At 71.0% G+C, this 22,211-nt stretch carries 20 protein-coding genes; 18 read left to right on the top strand and 2 right to left on the bottom strand.

The window, feature by feature from the left end; all coding sequences use genetic code 11:
• Nucleotides 1-31: 31 nt before the first annotated feature.
• The 15 genes from QSK26_RS07435 (at nucleotide 32) to QSK26_RS07365 (ending at nucleotide 16,134) form a co-directional block, all read left to right on the top strand.
• The gene (locus QSK26_RS07435; protein ID WP_285774243.1) at nucleotides 32-1,048 is read left to right on the top strand and encodes a DUF3048 domain-containing protein; all 1,017 of its coding nucleotides are present in this window, start codon (nucleotides 32-34) and stop codon (nucleotides 1,046-1,048) included.
• A 131-nt stretch (nucleotides 1,049-1,179) separates the two neighbouring features.
• Entirely contained in the window at nucleotides 1,180-2,094 is a 915-nt protein-coding gene (gene pdxS, locus QSK26_RS07430; RefSeq protein ID WP_285774242.1) for a pyridoxal 5'-phosphate synthase lyase subunit PdxS, read from the top strand.
• Between the two features lie 174 nt (nucleotides 2,095-2,268).
• On the top strand, nucleotides 2,269-3,930 hold the full coding sequence (locus tag QSK26_RS07425; protein ID WP_285774241.1) for an alkaline phosphatase D family protein: 1,662 nt from the start codon (nucleotides 2,269-2,271) through the stop codon (nucleotides 3,928-3,930).
• A 101-nt stretch (nucleotides 3,931-4,031) separates the two neighbouring features.
• Nucleotides 4,032-4,460 carry a MarR family winged helix-turn-helix transcriptional regulator gene (locus QSK26_RS07420; protein ID WP_285774240.1) on the top strand — a complete coding sequence of 143 codons (429 nt, stop codon included), beginning with the start codon at nucleotides 4,032-4,034 and terminating at the stop codon, nucleotides 4,458-4,460.
• A 109-nt stretch (nucleotides 4,461-4,569) separates the two neighbouring features.
• The gene (gene pdxT, locus QSK26_RS07415) at nucleotides 4,570-5,172 is read left to right on the top strand and encodes a pyridoxal 5'-phosphate synthase glutaminase subunit PdxT (protein ID WP_285774239.1); all 603 of its coding nucleotides are present in this window, start codon (nucleotides 4,570-4,572) and stop codon (nucleotides 5,170-5,172) included.
• A gap of 3 nt (nucleotides 5,173-5,175) precedes the next feature.
• Nucleotides 5,176-5,928, top strand: coding sequence for a YebC/PmpR family DNA-binding transcriptional regulator (locus QSK26_RS07410; protein WP_285774238.1), 753 nt, complete (start codon nucleotides 5,176-5,178; stop codon nucleotides 5,926-5,928).
• Nucleotides 5,929-5,989: 61 nt separating this feature from the next.
• Complete coding sequence (locus tag QSK26_RS07405) at nucleotides 5,990-7,144, top strand: GNAT family N-acetyltransferase (RefSeq protein ID WP_285774237.1); 1,155 nt, start codon at nucleotides 5,990-5,992, stop codon at nucleotides 7,142-7,144.
• Between the two features lie 201 nt (nucleotides 7,145-7,345).
• Nucleotides 7,346-7,927 (top strand): crossover junction endodeoxyribonuclease RuvC, encoded by a 582-nt coding sequence (gene ruvC, locus QSK26_RS07400; RefSeq protein WP_285774655.1) that lies wholly within the window; start codon nucleotides 7,346-7,348, stop codon nucleotides 7,925-7,927.
• Nucleotides 7,924-8,541 carry a Holliday junction branch migration protein RuvA gene (ruvA, locus tag QSK26_RS07395; protein WP_285774236.1) on the top strand — a complete coding sequence of 206 codons (618 nt, stop codon included), beginning with the start codon at nucleotides 7,924-7,926 and terminating at the stop codon, nucleotides 8,539-8,541. The genes ruvC and ruvA overlap by 4 nt, the downstream gene beginning before the upstream one ends.
• A gap of 80 nt (nucleotides 8,542-8,621) precedes the next feature.
• Entirely contained in the window at nucleotides 8,622-9,620 is a 999-nt protein-coding gene (gene ruvB / locus QSK26_RS07390; RefSeq protein WP_502888687.1) for a Holliday junction branch migration DNA helicase RuvB, read from the top strand.
• A gap of 199 nt (nucleotides 9,621-9,819) precedes the next feature.
• Nucleotides 9,820-10,206, top strand: a complete 387-nt coding sequence (gene yajC, locus QSK26_RS07385) for a preprotein translocase subunit YajC (RefSeq protein ID WP_285774235.1) — start codon at nucleotides 9,820-9,822, stop codon at nucleotides 10,204-10,206.
• A 97-nt stretch (nucleotides 10,207-10,303) separates the two neighbouring features.
• The gene (secD, locus tag QSK26_RS07380) at nucleotides 10,304-12,049 is read left to right on the top strand and encodes a protein translocase subunit SecD (protein ID WP_285774234.1); all 1,746 of its coding nucleotides are present in this window, start codon (nucleotides 10,304-10,306) and stop codon (nucleotides 12,047-12,049) included.
• Nucleotides 12,049-13,104 (top strand): protein translocase subunit SecF, encoded by a 1,056-nt coding sequence (secF, locus tag QSK26_RS07375; RefSeq protein ID WP_285774233.1) that lies wholly within the window; start codon nucleotides 12,049-12,051, stop codon nucleotides 13,102-13,104. Before secD ends, secF begins: the two co-directional genes overlap by 1 nt.
• Before the next feature lie 90 nt (nucleotides 13,105-13,194).
• Nucleotides 13,195-13,716: an adenine phosphoribosyltransferase gene (locus tag QSK26_RS07370; protein ID WP_285774232.1), complete on the top strand. Its 522-nt coding sequence runs from the start codon at nucleotides 13,195-13,197 to the stop codon at nucleotides 13,714-13,716.
• Nucleotides 13,717-13,947: 231 nt separating this feature from the next.
• Nucleotides 13,948-16,134, top strand: coding sequence for a RelA/SpoT family protein (locus tag QSK26_RS07365; protein WP_285774231.1), 2,187 nt, complete (start codon nucleotides 13,948-13,950; stop codon nucleotides 16,132-16,134).
• A 53-nt stretch (nucleotides 16,135-16,187) separates the two neighbouring features.
• On the opposite strand, the gene QSK26_RS07360 is transcribed toward QSK26_RS07365, so the two are convergent.
• Nucleotides 16,188-17,432 carry a DUF349 domain-containing protein gene (locus tag QSK26_RS07360; RefSeq protein WP_502888683.1) on the bottom strand — a complete coding sequence of 415 codons (1,245 nt, stop codon included), beginning with the start codon at nucleotides 17,430-17,432 and terminating at the stop codon, nucleotides 16,188-16,190.
• A gap of 46 nt (nucleotides 17,433-17,478) precedes the next feature.
• Nucleotides 17,479-18,336 (bottom strand): peptidylprolyl isomerase, encoded by an 858-nt coding sequence (locus QSK26_RS07355; RefSeq protein WP_285774230.1) that lies wholly within the window; start codon nucleotides 18,334-18,336, stop codon nucleotides 17,479-17,481.
• Nucleotides 18,337-18,486: 150 nt separating this feature from the next.
• Between QSK26_RS07355 and QSK26_RS07350 the strand changes: the two genes are divergently transcribed.
• From QSK26_RS07350 to aspS, 3 genes are read left to right on the top strand one after another with little or no spacing between them, the layout of a single operon-like run.
• On the top strand, nucleotides 18,487-19,167 hold the full coding sequence (locus tag QSK26_RS07350; RefSeq protein WP_285774229.1) for an MBL fold metallo-hydrolase: 681 nt from the start codon (nucleotides 18,487-18,489) through the stop codon (nucleotides 19,165-19,167).
• Between the two features lie 6 nt (nucleotides 19,168-19,173).
• Entirely contained in the window at nucleotides 19,174-20,439 is a 1,266-nt protein-coding gene (gene hisS, locus QSK26_RS07345; RefSeq protein WP_285774228.1) for a histidine--tRNA ligase, read from the top strand.
• Entirely contained in the window at nucleotides 20,436-22,178 is a 1,743-nt protein-coding gene (gene aspS, locus QSK26_RS07340) for an aspartate--tRNA ligase (RefSeq protein ID WP_285774227.1), read from the top strand. The genes hisS and aspS overlap by 4 nt, the downstream gene beginning before the upstream one ends.
• The last annotated feature ends 33 nt before the right edge of the window (nucleotides 22,179-22,211 follow it).

Raw genomic sequence — 22,211 nt, 5'->3', positions numbered from 1 at the left:
ACACTTCATGGCATATCAGAGGAGTTGAGTGGTGCGCGCTACCCGGGTGATCGCCGTCACGATGGCCGGAGCGGCCGTCCTGGCCCCCGTCGTCGCGTGCTCGTCGCAGGATGAGGCGGCCCCCGGCCGCAACCCGGAGGCGGCGCCGACCGTCTCCGCCGCCGAGAGCACGCCGCCGCCGCCCGAGCATCCCTTCACCGGGCAGCCGATCGGCGGGCGCAAGCCCGTGCTGGCCGTGAAGATCGAGAACACCGCGGCGGGCAAGCCGCAGATGGGGCTCAAGAGCGCGGACATCGTCTACATCGAGCAGGTCGAGGGCGGCCTCACCCGGCTGATGGCGATCTTCTCCTCGAAGCTGCCCGCCAAGGTGGGGCCGGTGCGCTCGGCCCGCATCTCCGACCTGCACATCCTGCCGATGTTCGGCAAGCCGGCGCTGGCCTACTCCGGCGTGCAGACCAAGATGATCCCCTACGTGCAGAAGGCGTCGCTGTTCGACGTCTCCGACAGCGCCGCGCCGGGCGCCTACCAGCGCGAGCCCGGCCGGGTGGCGCCGTACAACCTGGTCGCGAGCCCGCGCAAGCTGCTGTCGGAGGCGCCCAAGGCGAGCAAGGCCAAGGACATCGGCTTCGTCTTCGGCGACGCGCCCGAGGGCGGCACCCCCAAGAAGAGCTTCACGGTGCGCTACCCGGCGGCCCGTTTCACCTTCACCTGGTCGCAGTCCCAGGAGCGCTGGCTGGTCGCGCAGGACGGCAAGAAGGACATGGCGGCCGAGGGCGGCCAGCAGGGCGCGCCCACCGTCGTGGTGCAGTACGCCAAGACCACGCGCTCGGAGTTCCACGACGTCAACGACAGCTACACCCCGCTGATCCAGACGACCGGCACCGGCCGGGCGGTCGTGCTGCGCGACGGCAAGGCGTACAACGCGAAGTGGTCCAGGGAGTCCGAGGAGGAGGGCACCACCTTCACCACCGCGTCGGGCGAGCCGATGCCCTTCGCGAAGGGCCAGGTGTGGGTGGTGCTGGCGGCGCCCAAGCCGGTCCAGCCGTGAGCCCTGCCCGCCGTACAGGCTGTCCATAAAGTGTGAAGAACCACGACACTTGGGATGTCTGGGGATAGGTCGATTTGCGCCTACGATGGGAGTAAATCATCCGGCCCCCGCCCCTCGTGAGGTTAAGACCCGTGTCCAGCAGCAGCACTGAAGTCACCGACAGCGCCGTCACCGGAACCGCCCGGGTGAAGCGCGGCATGGCCGAGATGCTCAAGGGCGGCGTCATCATGGACGTCGTCACCCCTGAGCAGGCCAAGATCGCCGAGGACGCCGGAGCGGTCGCCGTGATGGCTCTGGAGCGGGTGCCGGCCGATATCCGCGCCCAGGGCGGCGTCTCCCGCATGAGCGACCCGGACATGATCGAGGGCATCATCGCGGCCGTCTCGATCCCGGTCATGGCCAAGGCCCGGATCGGGCACTTCGTCGAGGCCCAGGTCCTCCAGGCGCTCGGCGTGGACTACGTCGACGAGTCCGAGGTGCTCACCCCGGCCGACTTCGCCAACCACATCGACAAGTGGCAGTTCACCGTGCCCTTCGTGTGCGGCGCCACCAACCTCGGCGAGGCCCTGCGCCGGATCACCGAGGGCGCGGCCATGATCCGCTCCAAGGGCGAGGCCGGCACCGGCGACGTGTCCAACGCCACCACCCACATGCGCAAGATCCGCGGCGAGATCAAGCGGCTCACCTCCCTGCCCGAGGACGAGCTCTACGTCGCGGCCAAGGAGCTCCAGGCGCCGTTCGAGCTGGTCGCCGAGGTGGCCAAGCTGGGCAAGCTGCCGGTCGTGCTGTTCACCGCGGGCGGCATCGCCACCCCCGCCGACGCCGCCATGATGATGCAGCTCGGCGCCGAGGGCGTCTTCGTCGGCTCGGGCATCTTCAAGTCCGGCGACCCCGCCAAGCGGGCCGCCGCGATCGTCAAGGCCACCACCTTCTTCGACGACCCCGACGTGATCGCCAAGGTCTCGCGCGGCCTCGGCGAGGCGATGGTCGGCATCAACGTCGACGACATCCCGGTGCCGCACCGGCTGGCCGAGCGCGGCTGGTAGCCCCGCCCGTACGGCGGCTCCCCGGCACGGCGAGCCGCCGTTCACCGGCCGGTCTTTTCCCGGTTGGAAAAGTTTTGTCAAGTTAGGATTCTGGCCACTCCGACACCACTTGGCGGACATCGGCCTCCGTCAGGCTGCGGGACGTCCCGACGCTTGATCGTCTTGGAGGTCCCCATGTCCGCGTTGACCAGACGGTCGTTCCTCGTCACGGGCATCGCCGTGGGCGCCACCGCGGGAATGCCCGCGGTCGCCCACGCCGACCCCGTCCCCTCCCTGGGCCCGCTCCGCGGCGACCCCTTCACCCTCGGCGTGGCCTCGGGCGACCCGAGCCACGACGGCTTCGTGATCTGGACCCGTCTCGCCGTGCAGCCACTCGCGGAGGACGGCCTCGGCGGGATGCCCGACCGCCCGGTGACCGTGCAGTGGGAGGTGTCCACCGACGAGCGTTTCCGCAGGAACGTGCGCAGGGGCACCGCGCAGGCCCGCCCGGAGTGGGGCCACAGCGTGCACGTCGAACTGGACGACCTGCTGTCGGACCGGGAGTACTGGTACCGGTTCAGGACCGGCTCCCACCAGTCGCCGGTCGGCCGCGCCCGCACCGCCCCGCACCCGCTGTCGTACGGCTCGGGCCTGACGATGGCGTTCGTCTCCTGCGCGCAGTACGAGCACGGCTACTTCACCTCCTACCGCCGCCTGGCGGAGGACCGGCCCGATCTCGTGCTGCACCTCGGCGACTACCAGTACGAGTACACCCGCGACACCTACACCATCCCCGGCGGCAACATCCGCCACCACGAGGGCCCCGAGACCGAGACGCTGGCGAACTACCGCCAGCGGCACGCGCAGTACAAGGCCGACCCCGACCTCCAGGCGGCGCACGCGGCGGCCTGCTGGTCGGTCGTGTGGGACGACCACGAGCTGGACAACAACTGGGCCGACGAGGTGCCCGAGCGGCCCGACGTCCCGCAGCCGAACTTCCTGGCCAGGCGCGCGGCGGCGTTCCGCGCCTACTACGAGAACATGCCGCTGCGCCGCACCTCCGTCCCGCGCGGCATCGACATGCAGCTCTACCGGCGCATCCGGTGGGGGCAGCTCGCCAACTTCCACATGCTCGACACCCGGCAGTACCGCGACGACCAGGGCTGCGGCGACGGGTACAGCTCCTGCCCCGAGGCGGTGGACCCGGCCCGCTCGATCACCGGCGCCGAGCAGGAGGCGTGGCTGATCGAGGGCTTCCACCGCTCCCGCGCCCGCTGGGACGTGCTCGGCCAGCAGGTCTTCTTCGCCCAGCGCGACAACAACGCCGGCCCCGCCAAGATCACCAGCCAGGACGCCTGGGACGGCTACGTCGCCTCCCGCGAGCGCATCACCCGCGGCTGGGTGGACGCCGGGGTGCGCAACGCCGTCGTTCTGACCGGCGACGTGCACGCCCACTGGGCCAGCGACCTGAAGCTGGACTACGACGACCCGACCTCGGCCACCGTGGGCTCGGAGCTGGTCGCCACCTCGATCAGCACCGGCGGGAACGGCGCCGACTCCGACCCGGCCACCCACCCCTACCTCACGATCAACCCGCACCTGAAGTTCTACAACAACCAGCGCGGCTACGTGCTGACCAGGATCGACAAGGAGGCCATCACGGCCGACTTCAAGGTGGTGCCCGCCGTGACCGCGCCCGGCTCCCCGGTCCACGTCAAGGCCACCTTCGTGATCGAGGACCGGGTGCCCGGCGTGCAGCAGACCTACCTGCGCCCGGTCGACCCCTCGGTGACGGCCCGCACCGCCGGCCGCGACCAGATCCAGGAGACCGTGGACCTGGAGACGAAGCGCCCGTAGGGCCCACCCGCCGGCGGCGGTCCGCGGTACGCGGGCCGCCGTCCGGCGTTCCCCGGCAGGTCAGCTGGGAATACGGGCCGGGCCGGGCCATCCTGCTGACCATGACGCCGAACGATCCGACGGCCCTCGCCGCCGACCTGTCCTTCGTGCTGCGCCGCCTGGTCATGCTGCTCCGCCGCGCGGTCGCCGGCTATCCCATCACCAGCCAGCAGTACGCCGTGCTGCGCTCCCTGGAGGGCGGGCCGCGCAGGATGACCGACCTGGCCGAGGAGCACGCGGTCCAGCTCCCCACGATGACCGTGCAGATCAACCGGCTGGAGGATCCCGGTCTGGTGGCCAGGGGCACCGACCCGGCCGACGCGAGGGTCCGCACCGTCGAGCTGACCGCGGAGGGCCGCACCCGCCTGGAGGAGGTGCGGCGAGCCCGGCACGCCTACCTCGCCCGGCAGCTCGACGCGCTCACGCCGGCGGAACGCGAGGCCATCGCGGCGGCCCTGCCGGCGCTCGCCAGGATGGGCGAGACCCCCTGAGCGGCCCGTGGACTCGTCCCGATGTGCCGCCGACGGCGTAATCTGGGAAGATTGACGTTCGCGGTGACGTGACGCCGCGGATCAGCGCAACCGAGATCGAGGATGTTCCGTGACCAGTGTGCCCACCATCGGCGTGCTCGCCCTTCAGGGAGACGTGCGCGAGCATCTGCGATCGCTGACCGCGGTGGGCGCGCGGGCGCTCACGGTGCGGCGGCCGGACGAGCTGGCCGAGGTCGACGCCCTGGTCGTGCCGGGCGGCGAGTCGACCACGATGTGGAAGCTGGCCGACGCCTTCGAGCTGCTGGAGCCGCTGCGCCTGCGGATCAAGGAGGGCATGCCGGCCTACGGGTCGTGCGCCGGCATGATCATGCTCGCCGACCGGATCGAGGACGGCGTCACCGGGCAGCAGACGTTCGGCGGCATCGACATGGTCGTGCGCCGCAACGCCTTCGGCCGCCAGATCGACTCCTTCGAGTCCGACGTCGACTTCGCCGGGCGGGGGTCCTTCCACGCCGTGTTCATCCGCGCCCCCTGGGTCGAGTCCGTCGGCGACGACGTCGAAGTGCTGGCCACGGCGGAACCCGGCGGTAGGATCGTCGCGGTCCGTCAGGGGCCGCTGCTCGCGACGTCCTTCCATCCGGAGCTGACCGGCGATGATCGCGTGCACGCGTATTTTGTCGAGATGGTTCGCAAAGACGGTGAGGAGCTCTAGGCAATGTCCGGCCACTCCAAATGGGCGACGACGAAGCACAAGAAGGCCGCGCTCGACGCCAAGCGCGGCAAGCTGTTCGCCAAGCTCATCAAGAACATCGAGGTGGCGGCGCGCACCGGGGGCCCCGACGCCGACGGCAACCCGACGCTCTTCGACGCCATCCAGAAGGCCCGGAAGAACTCCGTGCCGCTGGACAACATCGAGCGCGCCCGCAAGCGCGGCGGCGGCCTCGAAGCCGGCGGCGCCGACTGGCAGACGATCATGTACGAGGGCTACGCGCCCGGCGGCGTCGCGGTGCTGGTCGAGTGTCTCACCGACAACCGCAACCGGGCGGCCTCCGAGGTGCGCGTGGCCATGACCCGCAACGGCGGCTCGATGGCCGACCCCGGCTCGGTGGCCTACATGTTCAACCGCAAGGGCGTCGTGATCGTGCCCAAGACGGGCGGGCTGTCCGAGGACGACGTGCTGACCGCCGTGCTCGACGCGGGCGCCGAGGAGGTCAACGACCTCGGCGAGTCCTTCGAGGTGGTGGCCGAGGCCGGTGACCTCATCCCGGTGCGCAAGGCCCTGCAGGACGCCGGCATCGACTACGAGTCGGCCGAGGCGTCCTTCCTGCCCTCGATGAGCGTCCCGCTCGACGAGGACGGCGCGAAGAAGGTCTTCCGGCTGCTCGAAGCCCTGGAGGACAGCGATGACGTGCAGAACGTCTGGGCCAACTTCGACGTCTCCGACGACGTTCTCGCCAAGCTCGACTGAGCGGGTCGCGTTGCCGAACCGGCTCGCGGGAGCGGGCCGGAGGGCGTTAGCTTAGGGCCTCGTGGAAATTCGGGATCTCACGGTCGACGATTTGGACGCGGCGCTGGACAACCGCAGGCGCGCCTTCGGCATACCGTACGGCCTGGGCAAGGGCGAGTGGCGCGAGCGCGTCATCCCGTCGCTGCCGCAGGGCCGCTACCTCGGCGTCTTCGACGGCGGCAGGATGGCCGCCGCCGGTCGTATCCGCGACTTCACCCAGTGGTGGCACGGCCGCCCGGTGCGGATGGGCGGCATCGCCTCCGTCACCGTGGCGCCCGAGGACCGCGGGCGCGGCGTCGGCCGCCTCCTGATGCGGAGCCTGGTCGAGCGCTGCGCCGACCTCGGCCACCCGGTGTCGGCGCTGTTCCCCGCCACCACCCCGATCTACCGGGCCATGGGCTGGGAGCACGCCGGCGTGCAGCAGGTCGTGACCCTGTCGGCGGAGAGGCTGCGCACGATTTCGGTCCCCGACCAGGTCAAGCTGCGCAGGCTCGGCCCGGACGACGCGCCCGAGGTGATCGCCGTCCTCGGCCGGGTGTACGCCGCGGCCCGCTCCTCCGGCCCGTACGCGGCCGACGAGCAGTTCCTGCGGCACGTGCTGGCCGACCAGGACGCCTTCCTCTACGGCGCCGACGACGGCTACGCCGTCTACCGCTGGGACGGCGGCCGGATCACGGTGGACAACCTGGTGGCCGGCTCGGAGGCGACCGCCCGCGCGCTCTGGTCGATGGTGGGCACCTCCTCGTCGGTCAGCGCCGAGGTGCGGGCCGCCGTCGCCCCCGACGACCCCGTGTTCTGGCTGCTGCGCGAGCTGTCCGACCTGGAAGTACAGCAGGGCCGCTGGATGCTCCGGGTCATCGACGTCGCCGCCGCGCTGAGCGGCCGCGGTTTCCCGCCCGGCATCGCCCTGGACACCGTCCTCGAAGTGGCGGACCCGGTCCTGCCCGCCAACTCGGGCCGCTGGCGGCTGCGGCTCGCCGACGGCGCGGCCACCGCCGAGCGGGTGGAGTCCGGCGCGGGCCACCGGCTCACCGTCAACGGGCTCTCCGCGCTGTACGCGGGGGTGCCGCTCGGCACGCTGCGCCGGGCCGGCCTGGTCTCCGGCGGGGACGAGACCGGGGACGCGTCGCTGGAGGCGGCCTTCCGGGCGACGCCGTACATGCTGAACAGCTTCTGACCGGCAGACCGGGCACGGGCGGCTTTTCCGGCGGATCCGGTCTTGGAGGGGCGAGTGACACTCCCGCGTTCGCACCGGCCGTCCAGCCGGTAGGTTCACCCGGTACGAAGGGCGTGTTCGCGGGTGCGGGGGCCGCGGGATCACGGTAAAGTCGGCCCGAACAGGTGTTCGGCGAGTGTTCGGGGCTGGGGAGGCGTGCCGGTGCGGTTGCCCGAGCGGCGGGTGCTGGGGGTCGATCCGGGGCTGACCCGGTGCGGCGTGGGAGCCGTCGTCGGCCGGCCGGGCGCGCCGCTGACGCTGGTGTCGGTCGGGGTGGTGCGCACGCCCGCCGAAGACGACATCGGCGCCCGGCTGGTCGCCATCGAGGCGGGCCTCGAGCGATGGCTCGACGAGGTCAGGCCGGACGCCGTGGCCGTGGAGCGGGTCTTCGCCCAGCACAACGTGCGCACCGTGATGGGCACGGCGCAGGCCGCCGCGGTGGCGATCCTGTGCGCCTCCCGGCGCGGCCTGCCGGTGGCGCTGCACACCCCGAGCGAGGTCAAGGCCGCCATCACCGGCAGCGGCACCGCGGACAAGCAGCAGGTCGGCACCATGGTCACCCGGCTGCTGCGGCTGCAGGAGATGCCCAGGCCCGCCGACGCCGCCGACGCCCTGGCCCTCGCCATCTGCCACGTGTGGCGCGGCGGCACCCAGGACCGGCTCGCCCAGGCGGTCGCCAGGGCCAAGGGCGCCGTCCACGGCGCCGCCGGTGGGCCGGGCATGACGAGGAGGGGCGGCACATGATCGCATCGGTCGCCGGGCGGGTCGCCGGCGTGGGGCCGGGCACGGCCGTGGTCGAGGTCGGCGGCGTCGGCATGCTGGTGCACTGCACGCCCGGGACCCTGGCCACGCTGCGCACCGGCGAGACCGCCCGGCTGGCCACCTCCCTGGTGGTCCGCGAGGAGTCGCTCACCCTGTACGGCTTCGCCGCAGGCGACGAGCGCGACCTGTTCGAGGCGGTGCAGAAGGTGGCCGGCGTGGGCCCCAGGCTGGCGCTGGCGATGCTCGCCGTGCACGCCCCGGACCGGCTGAGGCTCGCCGTGGCCGGCGGTGACGTCAAGGCGCTCACCAAGGTCCCCGGCATCGGCCCCAAGGTCGCCCAGCGCATCATCCTGGAGCTCAAGGACAAGCTGGTCGCGCCGGGCGCCGCCGACCCGGGTCCCAACGGTCACGGCGCCGCGCCCGCCTGGCGCGAGCAGGTGCACACCGGCCTCGTCGGGCTCGGCTACTCCGTGAAGGACGCCGACGACGCGATCGACGTGGTGGCCGCCGAGGCCGACGCCGAGCTCGCCGCCGGCCGGCCGCCCCAGGTCGCCGCGCTGTTGAAGGCCGCGCTGCGCGCGCTGAGCGTTCGTTAGGCGGGCGCCGTGAGTCGAGGTGGGAGATCGTGAGCCTGGAACGCGACCTGGCGTCGCCGGACGCCGACGGCGACGAGCGGATGATCGAGGCGGCCCTGCGGCCCAAACGGCTGAGCGAGTTCATCGGCCAGGCGCGGGTCCGCGAGCAGCTCTCGCTGGTGCTGGAGAGCGCGCTGCGCCGCGGCACGCCGCCGGACCACGTGCTGATGAGCGGCGCCCCCGGGCTCGGCAAGACCACCCTCGCCATGATCATCGCGGCCGAGCTGGGCGCCCCGCTGCGCCTGACCTCGGGCCCGGCGCTGGAGCGGGCCGGCGACCTCGCCGCGATCCTCTCCACGCTGGCCGAGGGAGAGGTGCTGTTCATCGACGAGATCCACCGGATGGCCAGACCGGCAGAGGAGATGCTCTACCTCGCCATGGAGGACTTCCGGGTGGACATCGTGGTGGGCAAGGGACCGGGCGCGACCGCGATCCCGCTGGAGATCTCGCCGTTCACCCTGGTCGGGGCCACCACCAGGGCCGGGCTGCTGCCCGCGCCGCTGCGCGACCGGTTCGGCTTCGTCGCGCACATGGACTTCTACGAGCCCGCGGAGCTGGAGCTGGTGCTCGACCGCTCGGCGAGCCTGCTGGGCGTCACCCTGCCGGACGACGCCGCCGGCGAGATCGCCCGGCGGTCCAGGGGGACGCCGCGCATCGCCAACCGGCTGCTGCGCCGGGTGCGCGACTTCGCCGAGGTGCGCGCGGGCGGCGTGGTCTCCAGGGAGACCGCCTCCGCCGCGCTCAACCTCTACGAGGTGGACGCCGAGGGGCTCGACCGGCTCGACCGGGCGGTGCTCGACGCGTTGCTGCGCAAGTTCGGCGGGGGACCGGTGGGTCTCTCGACACTGGCGGTGGCCGTGGGGGAGGAGCCGGAGACCGTCGAGGTGGTCGCCGAGCCCTTCCTCGTAAGGCAGGGTTTACTTGCCCGCACTCCGCGGGGGCGGGTGGCGACCGCCGCGGCGTGGGCGCACCTCGGGCTCAACCCGCCGCCCGACGCGTTCGGCGCCGCGGTGTTTCCCGCACTGTTCGAAGACTCTTGATCACAGATTGGTGTCAAGCATCTCAAAGCGGGAACTTTCCCGCGTGGCACATCGTGGGTTCGTTGCCGGGCTTCATGACACTCGCCTACACTCCGTGCCTTGGCTGGCTGTGTAGGCTGACGTGCTGACGGCGCGGCTGTGACGACATAGATCATCCGGCGTCACGCCGGTGACATTCCCTCATGGAAGGTGGCCCATCGTGGGCAACGACGCGCTTACCTCGTTCCTGCCGCTGATCCTGATTGTCGTGGTGTTCTACTTCCTGCTGATCCGGCCGCAGCGCAAGCGGCAGCAGGAGCAGCAGCGCATGCAGAACTCCCTGGCCCCGGGAACGCGCGTCATGACGACCACCGGCCTGTTCGCTGAGGTCGTCGCCGTCGACGGCGACGATGTCGTCCTGGAGGTGGCGCCGGGCGTGCAGACCCGCTGGGTCAAGGCGGCCATCGGCAAGGTGCTGGACCCGCAGGACGCCACCCTGGTCGGCGACGGCGACATCGATGTCAAGGGTGGGGAGGATGACACGGTGGTCCGGCCGGTCGAGACCGCCGACGGCGAAGACAAGGACTCCAGTACCAAGAAGTCCTGACTAGGCTACATACGACCCCTTAACCCGAAAGAATCGACGACCAGTGGCCCGACCGACCAGTACTCCGAGCAGACCAGGGAGAACGCTCCTGCTGCTCTTGGCGCTCATCATCGCCATGGGCGGGACGATGTTCCTGCAGAAGGCGTTCACCCCGCTCTTCGGCCTCGACCTCGCCGGCGGGACTACCGTCACGCTGACGCCGCAGACGACGACCGGGCAGGCCCCCTCGGACGAGAGCCTCGACCTCGCCGTCAACATCATCCGGGACCGGGTGAACGGCAACGGCATCTCCGACGCGGAAGTCGCCAGAGCCGGGGACAACATCGTCATCTCCGTCCCCGGTGTGGGCCAGGAGGAGGTCGTCAAGCTGGTCGGCACCACGGCGGAGATGCGTTTCCGTCAGGTGCTAGCCGTCGCGGCCGCCACGGCGCCCCCGGCCCAGATGCCCACCACGGCGCCGACGCCCGGCGCCCAGCCCAGCGGCGCCGGCTCCGAGCCCGCGCCGAGCGGGGCGGCCACGCCGCAGGCGAGCAACGCTCCCGCGCCGTCGGGCAGCCCGGCGGGGCGCGCCGTGGCCTCGGCGCTGACCGGTCCCGAGGCCGCGCCCAGCCAGGCGCCCGCCACGGAGCCGTCGGCCGGGTCCGGCCGTGACGCCTCGCCCGAGCCGTCGGGCCGCAAGGGCCGCGACGCCACGCCCGAGCCCACGCCGGCGCCGAGCGCGCCCGCGCAGGAGCAGAGCGACGACCCGCTCGCCGGGCAGGACACCAGCGGCATCGAGCCCGCGCTGCTCCAGCAGTTCCGCGACATCAAGTGCGGCGCGGCGAACCGCGGCCAGGGCGCGCAGGACGACCCGGCCAAGCAGATCGTGGCGTGCAGCCAGGACGGCGCGGCGCGCTACATCCTGGACAAGGCGACCGTCGTCGGCACCGAGATCGGCGGCGCGGACTCCGGCGTCGACTCGACGACCGGCGAGTGGCTGGTGCAGCTCAACTTCAAGGGCGCGGGGACCAACAAGTGGTCGCAGATCACCACCACCGCCTTCAACTCCCCGGCGCCGCGCAACCAGGTCGCCGTGGTGCTGGACGGGCTGGTCATCTCCGCCCCGGTCATCCAGGAGCCGATCACCGGGGGCCGGGCGCAGATCTCCGGCTCGTTCAACCAGGAGACCGCCACCGACCTGGCCAACCAGCTCAAGTACGGCGCGCTGCCGCTGAAGTTCGTGCCGGGCTCCATCGACGAGGTCTCCTCCACGCTCGGCGCGGACCAGCTTGAGGGCGGTCTCATCTCCGGCGCGATCGGCCTGGCCCTGGTGGTCGTCTACTCGATGCTCTACTACCGCGGGCTCGGCGTCGTCTCGGTGCTGAGCCTCGCCGTCGCGACCATCCTGACCTACCAGTCGGTGGTGCTGCTCGGCCACAACGCGAACTTCCGCCTGTCGCTGCCGCACATCATCGGCCTGGTGGTCTCGATCGGCATCACCGCCGACTCCTTCATCGTCTACTTCGAACGAATACGAGACGAGATGAAGGAGGGCAGGCGCTCGCTGCGCGCCGCCGTGGAGGTCGCCTGGGTGCGCGCCCGGCGTACCATCCTCATCGCGGACGCGGTGATGTTCATCGCCGCCGTGGTGCTCTACTTCCTCGCGGTCGGCGGTGTGGCGGGATTCGCCTTCGCGATGGGTCTGACCACCCTCATCGACATCGTGGTGGTGTTCATGTTCACCAAGCCGTTCGTGGCGCTGCTCGCCAAGACGAAGTTCTTCGCCAAGGGGCACAAGCTCTCCGGCCTTGACGCCGAGCGCATGAGCCAGTCCCCGGCCACGACCACCCCGCGGGAGGCGTGATGTCGTCCGGCATGTCACTGGCCAGCCGCCTCTACCGGGGCGAGATCAACGTCGACTTCGTCGGCCGCAGGAAGCTGTGGTACGGCCTGTCCGCGTTCCTCCTCCTGTTCTCCCTGGCCGGCCTGCTGTTCAACGGCCTCAACCTGGGCGTGGAGTTCCGGGGCGGCTCGGTCTTCTCCTTCAGGGCGCCGCAGGCCACCATCGAGCAGGTCCGCGAGACCGTGCTGGACGGCGGGGCGCACCAGGCCATCGTGCAGACGGCCGGCGACCGCTGGCGGGTCACCACCGACAGCCTGCCCGCCGCCTCGGTCACCAGTGTGCAGAAGTCGGTGGCCGAGGACTTCAAGCTGCCGCAGAACCAGGTCGACGTCCAGGTCATCGGCGCCTCGTGGGGCGGCCAGGTGTCGCAACAGGCGTGGATCGGCCTCGCCGTGTTCATGCTCGCGATCATCCTGTACCTGACGATGGCGTTCGAGTGGAAGATGGCGCTGGCCGCGGTCGTCGCGCTCGTCCACGACCTGGTGATCACGGCCGGCATCTACGCCTGGTCGGGCTTCGAGGTCACCCCGGCGACGCTGCTGGGCTTCCTGACCATCCTCGGATACTCGCTCTACGACGCCGTCGTCGTGTTCGACATGATCAAGGAGGTCACCGCCAAGCTCGGCACGACCTCCAAGATGACCTACACGCAGGCGGCCAACAACGCCCTGAACCACACGCTGATCAGGTCGCTGAACACCTCGCTGGTCGCGATCCTGCCGGTGGCCGCGATCCTGTTCATCGGCACCACGGTGCTCGGCGCGGGCACCCTGAAGGACCTGTCGCTGGCGCTGTTCGTCGGCATGATCGTCGGCACCTACTCCTCGCTGTGCGTGGCCACGCCGCTGCTGGTGACGCTGAAGGAGCGGGAGCCGAAGTACCAGGCGATCGCCAAGCGGCTCGCCAGCACCGGCGGCGGTGGCGGCGGCACCCGGTCGGCCAAGGACGCCAAGGACGAGCCGTCCGACTCGCCCGAGCCGGTCGCGGCCGCGGGCGCGAAACGCAGGAAGAAGTAGCACGGCGCGCCGCGTCCCGCGTCCCCGCATCGGGGGCGCGGGCGCGGCGCCCCCATGTCCAGCCACCCCCGAGGCACCGATGGGCGGACCATGAGCGACCTGAGCGCGCTGATCCGGGAACGGATCCGCGACATCCCCGACTACCCCAAGCCCGGCGTGTTGTTCAAGGACATCACCCCGCTGCTCGCCGACCACACGGCCTTCGCGGCCGTCGTGGAGGAGCTCGCCGGCATGTGCGAGGGGGTGGACAAGGTCGTGGGCATCGAGGCGCGCGGCTTCATCCTGGCCGCGCCGGTGGCCCTCCGGGCCGGGGCCGGCTTCGTGCCGGTGCGCAAGAAGGGCAAGCTGCCCGCCGAGACCCTGGAGGCGTCCTACGAGCTCGAGTACGGCTCCGCCGTCATCGAGGTGCACAGAGACGCCTTCGCCCCCGGTGACCGGGTTCTCATCGTCGACGACGTGCTCGCCACCGGCGGCACGGCGCAGGCGACGGTGGAGCTCGTCCGCAGGGCCGGAGCCGAGGTCACCGGCGTGGCGATGCTCATGGAACTCGGCTTCCTGCACGGCCGGGAAAGGCTCGCCGACGTGGAGCTGCGCTCACTCGTGATCGTCTGATCCACGGGGGAAGGCGTCTTCCGGCAGGTGGCACGGATACACTGAGGGATCTGGACTCGAACGTGAGGAGTCTGCGTGCCCCGTGAAGTGGTCGTGCCCGAGGTAAGCGCCGAAGGCGATGCTCCCCAACAGGTCGCCCCTGCGGCCGATCCGGGATCGGCCGCGTCCGGAGCCGATGGCAAGCCGGCAGCCGCGCCAAGGCGAAGGCTCTCGCGGTTTGGTGGTGGAGCCATGAATCCCGTTCTAGAGCCGCTCTTCCGGACGGTCCGGGCGACACACCCCAAGGCCGACCTGCGGCTCATCGAGCGCGCCTACGACGTGGCCGCGTTCCACCACCGCGACCAGAAGCGCAAGAGCGGCGACCCGTACATCACCCATCCGCTGGCCGTGGCGACCATCCTGGCCGAGCTGGGCACCGACGACGAGACGCTGTGCGCCGCGCTGCTGCACGACACCGTCGAGGACACCGCCTACAGCCTCGACGAGCTGCGCGCCGACTTCGGCGAGAACATCGGGCTGCTCGTCGACGGCGTGACCAAGCTGGACAAGGTGAAGTTCGGCGACGCGGCGCAGGCCGAGACCGTGCGCAAGATGGTCGTCGCCATGTCCCGTGACATCCGGGTCCTGGTCATCAAGCTGGCCGACCGGCTGCACAACATGCGGACCATGCGTTATCTGCCGCCGCACAAGCGGGAGCAGAAGTCCCGGGAGACGCTGGAGATCTTCGCTCCGCTGGCCCACCGCCTGGGCATGAACACGATCAAGTGGGAGCTGGAGGACCTCGCCTTCGCGCTGATCTATCCCAAGCGCTACGACGAGATCGCCCGGATGGTGTCCGAGCGCGCCCCCCGGCGAGACCTCTTCCTGCAGGAGGTGATCGAGAAGGTCTCGGCCGACCTGCGCGAGGCCAAGATCCGCGCCACCGTCAAGGGCAGGCCCAAGCACTACTACTCGATCTACCAGAAGATGATCGCCCGCGACGTCGCCTTCGACGACATCTACGACCTGGTGGGCATCCGGGTCCTCGTCGACACGGTCCGCGACTGCTATGCCGCGCTCGGAACGATCCACGCCAGGTGGAACCCGGTCCCCGGCCGGTTCAAGGACTACATCGCGATGCCCAAGTTCAACATGTACCAGTCGCTGCACACGACGGTCATCGGCCCCGAGGGCAAGCCGGTCGAGCTGCAGATCCGCACGCACGCGATGCACCACAGGGCCGAGTACGGCGTGGCCGCCCACTGGAAGTACAAGGAGGAGGTCAACACGGCGGGCGCGGCGGCGGGCAAGGTGAAGTCCGCCGGCGACATGGCCTGGCTGCGCCAGCTCCTCGACTGGCAGAAGGAGACCTCCGACCCGGGGGAGTTCCTGGAGTCGCTGCGGTTCGACCTGTCCGTCTCCGAGGTCTACGTGTTCACCCCGCGCGGGCAGGTCATCGCGCTGCCCGAGGGCGCGACCCCGGTCGACTTCGCCTACGCGGTGCACACCGAGGTCGGCCACCGATGTATCGGGGCCCGGGTCAACGGCCGGCTGGTCCCGCTGGAGTCGCGCCTGGGCAACGGCGACACCGTGGAGATCTTCACCTCCAAGTCGCCGGACGCGGGGCCCTCCCGCGACTGGCTGAAGTTCGTCAAGAGCGGCCGGGCCCGCAACAAGATCCGCCAGTGGTTCTCCAAGGAGCGGCGGGAGACCGCGATCGAGGCGGGCAAGGAGGCCATCGGCCGGGCCATGCGCAAGCAGGGGCTGCCGCTGCAGCGCCTGATGTCCGGCGAGGCCCTGCTCGCCCTCGCCCGCGACCTGCGCTACCCCGACGTCTCCGCGCTCTACGCGGCGGTCGGGGAGAGCCACGTCGCCGCGCAGTCGGTCGTGCAGAAGCTGGTGCAGTCCCTCGGCGGGGTGGAGGGCGCCGAGGAGGACATCGCCGAGGCGTCGGTCCCCACCCGGCTGCGCGGCCGTCCCCGCTCCGGCGCCAACGCGGGCGTCATCGTCGCCGGGGACCCGGACGTGTGGGTACGGCTGTCGCGCTGCTGCACCCCGGTGCCGGGCGACGACATCGTCGGGTTCGTCACCCGCGGCCACGGGGTGTCGGTGCACCAGACCACCTGCCCCAACGTCGAGCAGCTGAAGTCGGAGCCGGACCGCCTGGTCGAGGTGAGCTGGTCGCCGGGCGACGACTCGGTGTTCCTGGTGGCGATCCAGGTGGAGGCGCTGGACCGGCCGCGGCTGCTGTCCGACGTGACCCGCAGCCTGTCCGACCACCACGTGAACATCCTGTCCGCGTCGGTGGCGACCTCCCGCGACCGGGTCGCGGTCAGCAAGTTCACCTTCGAGATGGGCGACCCGAAACACCTGGGACACGTCCTGAAGGCCGTGCGTAACGTCCAGGGCGTCTACGACGTCTACCGCGTCAACAGCTAGCCCTGGCGGCCGGTGCGGCGCGCCAGGGCTGTCTCAGCGTGTCGCAGGACGAGTCAGGAGAACTCCGCGAGCGTGCGCTCGGCCTCTTCCAGCCAGGAGCGGCGGGCGGTCAGCGCGTCCTCGCTCTCCCGGATGTCCTTCTCCTTGCCCGCGGTGCGGGCCTTGGCCAGCCGGGTCTCCAGCTGCTCGATGGACCGGCGGAGCTGGTTGACGGTGTCCTGGGCGCGGGCGCGTGCCTCGGGGTTGGAGCGCTTCCACTCGTTCTCCTCGGCCCTGCGCACGGCCTCGTCCACCCGGCGCAGGCCGCCCTCCAGCCGGTCGCGCTGCTCGCGGGGCACCGGGCCGACCGCCTCCCAGCGCTCCAGGATGTGCCGCAGCGCGGCCCTGGCCGTCCTGGCGTCGGTGACCGGGAGGATCTTCTCCGCGTCGGCGAGGATGACCTCCTTGGCCTCGGCGTTGTCCCGCAGGGAGGCGTCACGCTCGGCGAAGACGGCGGATCGGGCCTGGAAGAACTGGTCCTGGGCGCCCTTGAACCGGGCCCACAGCTCGTCCTCGGCCTCGCGGGAGGCCCGCCCGGCCGCCTTCCACTGGCGCATCAGCTCGCGGTAGGCGGACGCGGTGGCGCCCCAGTCGGTGGACTCGGCCAGCGCCTCGGCCTCGACGACGATGCGCTCCTTTTCCGAGCGCACGCCCTCGCGCTGCTCGTCCAGCCCCGCGAAGTACGCCTTGCGGCGCTTGGCGAAGGCCGTACGGGCGGCCGACAGGCGCTTCCACAGGGACGCCTCGGTGACCCGGTCGATGCGCTCGGCGGTCTTCCACTCCTCCACCAGCTGGCGCAGCCGCTCGCCGCCGGACTTCCAGTGGGTGGTGTCCTCGGCGATCCGCTCGGCCTCGGCGACGATGCGCTCCTTGACCGACCTGGCCTCGGCGCGCGCCTGCTCGCGGGCGGCCTTGACCTCCTCGCGGCGCTTGGCCACGACGTCGGTCAGGGAGCCGAGCCGGGCGTTCAGGGCGTCGAGGTCGCCGACGGCGTTGGCGTCGGTCACCGCTTCGCGCAGCTTGACGATGCTGGCCTCGGCCTGGGCGGGGGGCAGGTCGGTCCCGCGGAGGCGCTGCTCCAGCAGCTCCACCTGGGTGGCCAGTTCATCGTATTTGCGATGGAAGTAGGCCAAGGCCTCTTCGGGTTCACCGGCCTGCCAGGACCCGACGGCCCGCTCGCCCTCAGCCGTACGCACGTAGACGGTGCCGTCGTCGTCTACCCGGCCCCACGGGTCGGTGCTCACCGTGTCCTCCCGCACTTGATAGTCCTCGTTCTGCGTCGCGCTTCTGTATGTGGCTATTACGTCAGCTCTTGGCAGAGATTGTCACGTCTTTGATTTCGACTCGCACCTTGGGGGCGGTGTTGTCCTGGAGATAGCCGCCCTTGGCGACCTTGTCCAGGACGTCCATTCCCTTGGAGACGGTACCGAACGGGGTGTATTGCGGGGGCAGCTGCTTCGTCTCGTCGCCGAAGATCAGGAAGAACTGGCTGCCGTTGGTGTTCGGACCGCTGTTGGCCATCGCCACGACGCCGCGGCCGTATTGCGCGCCCGCGAGATTCTCGTCGGCGAAGCTGTAACCCGGGCCGCCCTGCCCGTCGGTGGCCGTCTTCCCGTCGGCCTTCGCCAGCGGGTCGCCGCACTGGAGGATCGCGAGACCACCTTGCTCAGGTGTGACCAAACGGTGACATTTGGTCCCGTCGAAGAAATTCTTTTTTGCCAGGAAATCGAAGGAGTTGACCGTGCAAGGCGCCTTCGCCGGCTCCAGATCGACGACGATGGTCCCCTGGCTGGTGTCGAGCGTCATCCGCTCGGCCTTCAGGTTCGGCTTCGACGGTGGCAGGCCCACATCCTTGGATCCGCCGCCGCCGGCGGCCTTGGTGTAGGTGCAGGACACCTTGGTGGGGTCGGCCGGGGCCGAGACGGCGGCCTCGGCGGAGGGAGGCGGGCTGACCTGCGCGCTGTCGGAGGCACTGCTCTCGGAGCCGTTGCCGCTGAGCAGGGTGACCGCCGCCACCACGCCGCCGACCACGACCAGGACGCCCACCGTCGAACCGATGACGGCGGTGCGCTTGGCCTTGGCCTGGCGCTCCGCGCGGCGCTTCAGTTGCCGCTCGTAGTGCTCCCGCGCGAGTTGCTTCTGGCGATCCTTGCCGGTTGACACTGCGTCCACCCCTCCGACGGTCCGCGTATGAACTAACTGAGGTGGGCGAATCGTATCGGCCTCCGGGTCGGGGTTCGCAGCCCGCCGACCCGCACCGGTACCCTTCGGTTACATTCCCATCCGCATTCTTGACGAGATCGACTGAGGCAGATGCTGATCGCCGGCTTTCCCGCAGGGTCCTTCCAGACCAACTGCTACGTCGTCGCTCCCGCCGCGGGCGAGGAGTGCGTCATCGTCGATCCCGGCCAGGACGCGGTCGAAGGCGTCGACGAGCTGCTGCGCGAGCATCGCCTCAAGCCGGTCGCGGTGGTGCTCACGCACGGCCACCTCGACCACGTCTGGTCCGTGGCGCCGGTCTGCGGAGCGCGGGACGTCCCGGCCTGGATCCACCCCGACGACCGCCACCTGCTGAGCGACCCCGCCAAGGGCTGGTCGCCCACGTCGGCGCAGCTCTTCGGCGGGATCACCCTGTCCGAGCCGGACGACGTGCGCGAGCTCGCCGACGGGGCCGATCTGGAACTGGCGGGCATGTCGTTGCGGGTCGACCACACCCCGGGCCATACCAGGGGGTCGGTGACCTTCGGGCTTCCCGAGGCGCAGGTCCTCTTCTCGGGCGACCTGCTGTTCGCCGGCTCCATCGGCCGCAGCGACCTGCCCGGCGGCGACTACCCGACGATCCTGCGCAGTCTCGCCTCCACGATGAAGCGGCTGCCGGATGAGACGGTGGTGCTCCCCGGGCACGGGCCACAGACCACGATCGGCCGCGAGCGCGCCACCAATCCGTATCTTGCGGAGGCGGCCCCGCACGCCGGTCCCGCGAGGGGAATCTAGAAAATCATGACTTTTCAGGCGCCCAAGGGCACCTTCGACTGGCTTCCGCCACGATCCGAGCGCGCGCTGGCGGTGCGCGAGGCGATGTCCGCCCCCGCCCGGCTGGCGGGCTACGGCTACATCGAGACGCCGACCTTCGAGGACACCGCGCTGTTCGCCCGCGGCGTGGGCGAGTCCACCGACATCGTCTCCAAGGAGATGTACACCTTCGAGGACAAGGGCGGGCGCTCGATCACGCTCCGTCCCGAGGGCACCGCGCCGGTCGTGCGCGCCGTGCTCCAGCACGGGCTGCACAACGGCCGGCTCCCCGTGAAGCTGTGGTACTCCGGGAACAACTTCCGCTACGAGAGGGCCCAGAAGGGCCGTTACCGGCACTTCTCCCAGGTCGGCGTGGAGGCGCTGGGCGCCGAGGATCCCGCGCTCGACGCCGAGGTGATCCTGCTCGCGGTGGACGGCTACGCCGCGCTCGGGCTCACCGGCGTGCGCCTGCTGCTCAACACGCTGGGCTGCAAGGAGTGCCGCCCCGCCTACCGGGCCGCGCTGCAGGGCTTCCTGCGCGGCCTCGACCTCGACGACGCGACCCGGCAGCGCGCCGAGCTCAACCCGCTGCGGGTGCTCGACGACAAGCGGCCCGAGGTGCAGGCCCAGCTCGCCGGCGCGCCGCTGGTGACCGACCACCTGTGCGGGGCGTGCAAGGCCTACCACGAGGAGGTCCGCGCGCTGCTGACGGCCGCGGGCGTGTCCCACACCGACGACCCCAGGCTGGTCCGCGGCCTGGACTACTACACGCGCACCACCTTCGAGTTCGTGCACGGCGGGCTCGGCTCGCAGTCCGCCGTGGGCGGCGGCGGCCGGTACGACGGCCTGAGCGAGATGATCGGCGGCCCGGCGCTGCCCGGCGTCGGCTGGGCGATCGGCGTCGACCGGACCGTCCTCGCGATGGAGGCCGAGGGACTGTTCGGCGAGGAGGAGCCCCCGGGGCCCGTGCAGGTGTACGGTGTGCCGCTGGGCGAGGACGCCCGCCGCAGGCTCTTCCTGCTCCTCACCGAGCTGCGCAGGGCGGGCGTCGCCGCCGACATGGCCTTCGGCGGCAGGGGACTCAAGGGTGCCCTGAAGGGCGCCGACCGGTCGGGCGCGAGCTATGCCGTGATCCTCGGCGAGCGCGACCTGGCCGAGGGGTCAGCGCAGGTGAAGGACCTGGCCAGCGGCGAGCAGATCGCCGTACCGCTCGCCGAGATCGTCACGACACTGAAGGAGAGACTGACCACATGATCCGCACGCACGAAGCGGGATCACTTCGCAGGGACGACGCCGGCCGCCAGGTGACCCTGGCCGGCTGGGTCGCGCGGCGCCGGGACCACGGCGGCGTGGTCTTCATCGACCTGCGCGACGGCTCCGGCTCCGCCCAGGTCGTCTTCCGCGAGGAGGACCACGCGCACGACCTGCGTTCGGAGTACTGCGTGAAGGTCACGGGCGAGGTGCGCGTCCGCCCCGCGGGCAACGAGAACCCCGAGCTGCCCACCGGTGACATCGAGGTCGTCGCCTCCGAGGTGGAGGTGCTCAGCGAGTCCGCGCCGCTGCCGTTCCCCATCGAGGGGTCCACCGGCGTGTCGGAGGAGGCGCGGCTGAAGTACCGCTACCTCGACATCCGCCGCTCGCAGGTCGCCGAGGCGATGCGCATCCGGTCCAAGGCCACCTACCTCGCCCACGAGGTGATGAACGCGCACCGCTTCGTCTACCTGGAGACCCCCACGCTCACCCGGTCCACCCCCGAGGGCGCGCGTGACTTCCTGGTCCCGGTCCGCCTCCAGCCGGGCAACTGGTACGCGCTGCCCCAGTCGCCGCAGCTGTTCAAGCAGCTCCTCATGGTCGGCGGCATGGAGCGGTACTACCAGCTCGCCAAGTGTTACCGCGACGAGGACCTGCGCGCCGACCGCCAGCCCGAGTTCACCCAGATCGACATCGAGATGTCGTTCGTGGACCAGGACGACGTGATCGCCCTCGGCGAGGCGCTGGTCGGCCGGCTGTGGAAGGACATCCTCGGCTACGAGCTGCCCACCCCGCTGCCCCGCATGCCGTACGCGGAGGCGATGGCGCGCTATGGGTCGGACAAGCCGGACCTGCGGTTCGGGTGCGAGCTGGTGGAGATGACGGAGTTCTTCGCCGGCACTCCGTTCCGCGTCTTCCAGGCCCCCTACGTGGGCGCGGTCGTCATGCCGGGCGGCGCCTCCCAGACCCGCAAGGAGCTCGACGGCTGGCAGGAGTGGGCGCGCTCGCGCGGCCACAAGGGCCTGGCCTACGTGCTGGTCCAGGAGGACGGCACGCTCGGCGGCCCGGTGGCCAAGAACCTCTCGGAGACCGAGCTCGCCGGGCTGGCCGCCAAGACGGGCGCCGCCCCCGGTGACGCGATCTTCTTCGCCGCCGGCGCGCCCTCCGGCGCCCGCGACCTGCTCGGCGCGGCCCGCCTGGAGATCGGCCGGCGCTGCGGCCTGATCGACGAGTCGCAGTGGTCGTTCCTGTGGGTCGTCGACGCGCCGATGTTCGAGGAGGACGGCGAGGGCGGCTGGACAGCCGTGCACCACCCCTTCACCGGCCCCAAGCCCGAATGGGCGGACAACTTCCAGGACCACCCGGGCGAGGCGCTCGCCTACGCCTACGACATGGTCTGCAACGGCATGGAGATCGGCGGCGGCTCGATCCGAATCCACCGCGCCGAGATGCAGCAGCGCGTGTTCGACGTGCTCGGCATCTCCAAGGAGGAGGCGGAGAGCAAGTTCGGCTTCCTGCTGGAGGCGTTCAAGTACGGCCCGCCGCCGCACGGCGGCATCGCCTACGGCTGGGACCGCCTGTGCATGCTGCTGGCGGGCGGCGAGTCGATCCGCGACGTGATCACGTTCCCGAAGACCGCCTCCGGCTTCGACCCGCTGACCGCCGCCCCCACGCCCATCACCCCCGAGCAGCGCAAAGAGGCCGGCGTGGACGCCAAACCCGCCTCTCCCGGCCTGGCGTAGCCTTCTCGTCCCTCGGCCCCGTACGGCCGCCCG

The organism is Microtetraspora sp. NBRC 13810 (genome assembly GCF_030268685.1).
Classification (GTDB): Bacteria; Actinomycetota; Actinomycetes; order Streptosporangiales; family Streptosporangiaceae; genus BSRQ01.
The sequence above is the reverse complement of the archived record's forward strand: the minus strand, read 5'-3'. Positions and strand labels throughout refer to the sequence as shown.

What these genes read in the sequence shown, in the direction of transcription:
- QSK26_RS07370 (WP_285774232.1), top strand. Translation starts at nt 13,195, where the DNA reads ATGAGCGACCTGAGCGCGCTGATCCGGGAACGGATCCGCGACATCCCC.
- QSK26_RS07425 (WP_285774241.1), top strand. Translation starts at nt 2,269, where the DNA reads ATGTCCGCGTTGACCAGACGGTCGTTCCTCGTCACGGGCATCGCCGTG.
- QSK26_RS07420 (WP_285774240.1), top strand. Translation starts at nt 4,032, where the DNA reads ATGACGCCGAACGATCCGACGGCCCTCGCCGCCGACCTGTCCTTCGTG.
- ruvA (WP_285774236.1), top strand. Translation starts at nt 7,924, where the DNA reads ATGATCGCATCGGTCGCCGGGCGGGTCGCCGGCGTGGGGCCGGGCACG.
- secF (WP_285774233.1), top strand. Translation starts at nt 12,049, where the DNA reads ATGTCGTCCGGCATGTCACTGGCCAGCCGCCTCTACCGGGGCGAGATC.
- ruvB (WP_502888687.1), top strand. Translation starts at nt 8,622, where the DNA reads ATGATCGAGGCGGCCCTGCGGCCCAAACGGCTGAGCGAGTTCATCGGC.
- QSK26_RS07410 (WP_285774238.1), top strand. Translation starts at nt 5,176, where the DNA reads ATGTCCGGCCACTCCAAATGGGCGACGACGAAGCACAAGAAGGCCGCG.
- QSK26_RS07350 (WP_285774229.1), top strand. Translation starts at nt 18,487, where the DNA reads ATGCTGATCGCCGGCTTTCCCGCAGGGTCCTTCCAGACCAACTGCTAC.
- aspS (WP_285774227.1), top strand. Translation starts at nt 20,436, where the DNA reads ATGATCCGCACGCACGAAGCGGGATCACTTCGCAGGGACGACGCCGGC.
- hisS (WP_285774228.1), top strand. Translation starts at nt 19,174, where the DNA reads ATGACTTTTCAGGCGCCCAAGGGCACCTTCGACTGGCTTCCGCCACGA.
- QSK26_RS07365 (WP_285774231.1), top strand. Translation starts at nt 13,948, where the DNA reads ATGAATCCCGTTCTAGAGCCGCTCTTCCGGACGGTCCGGGCGACACAC.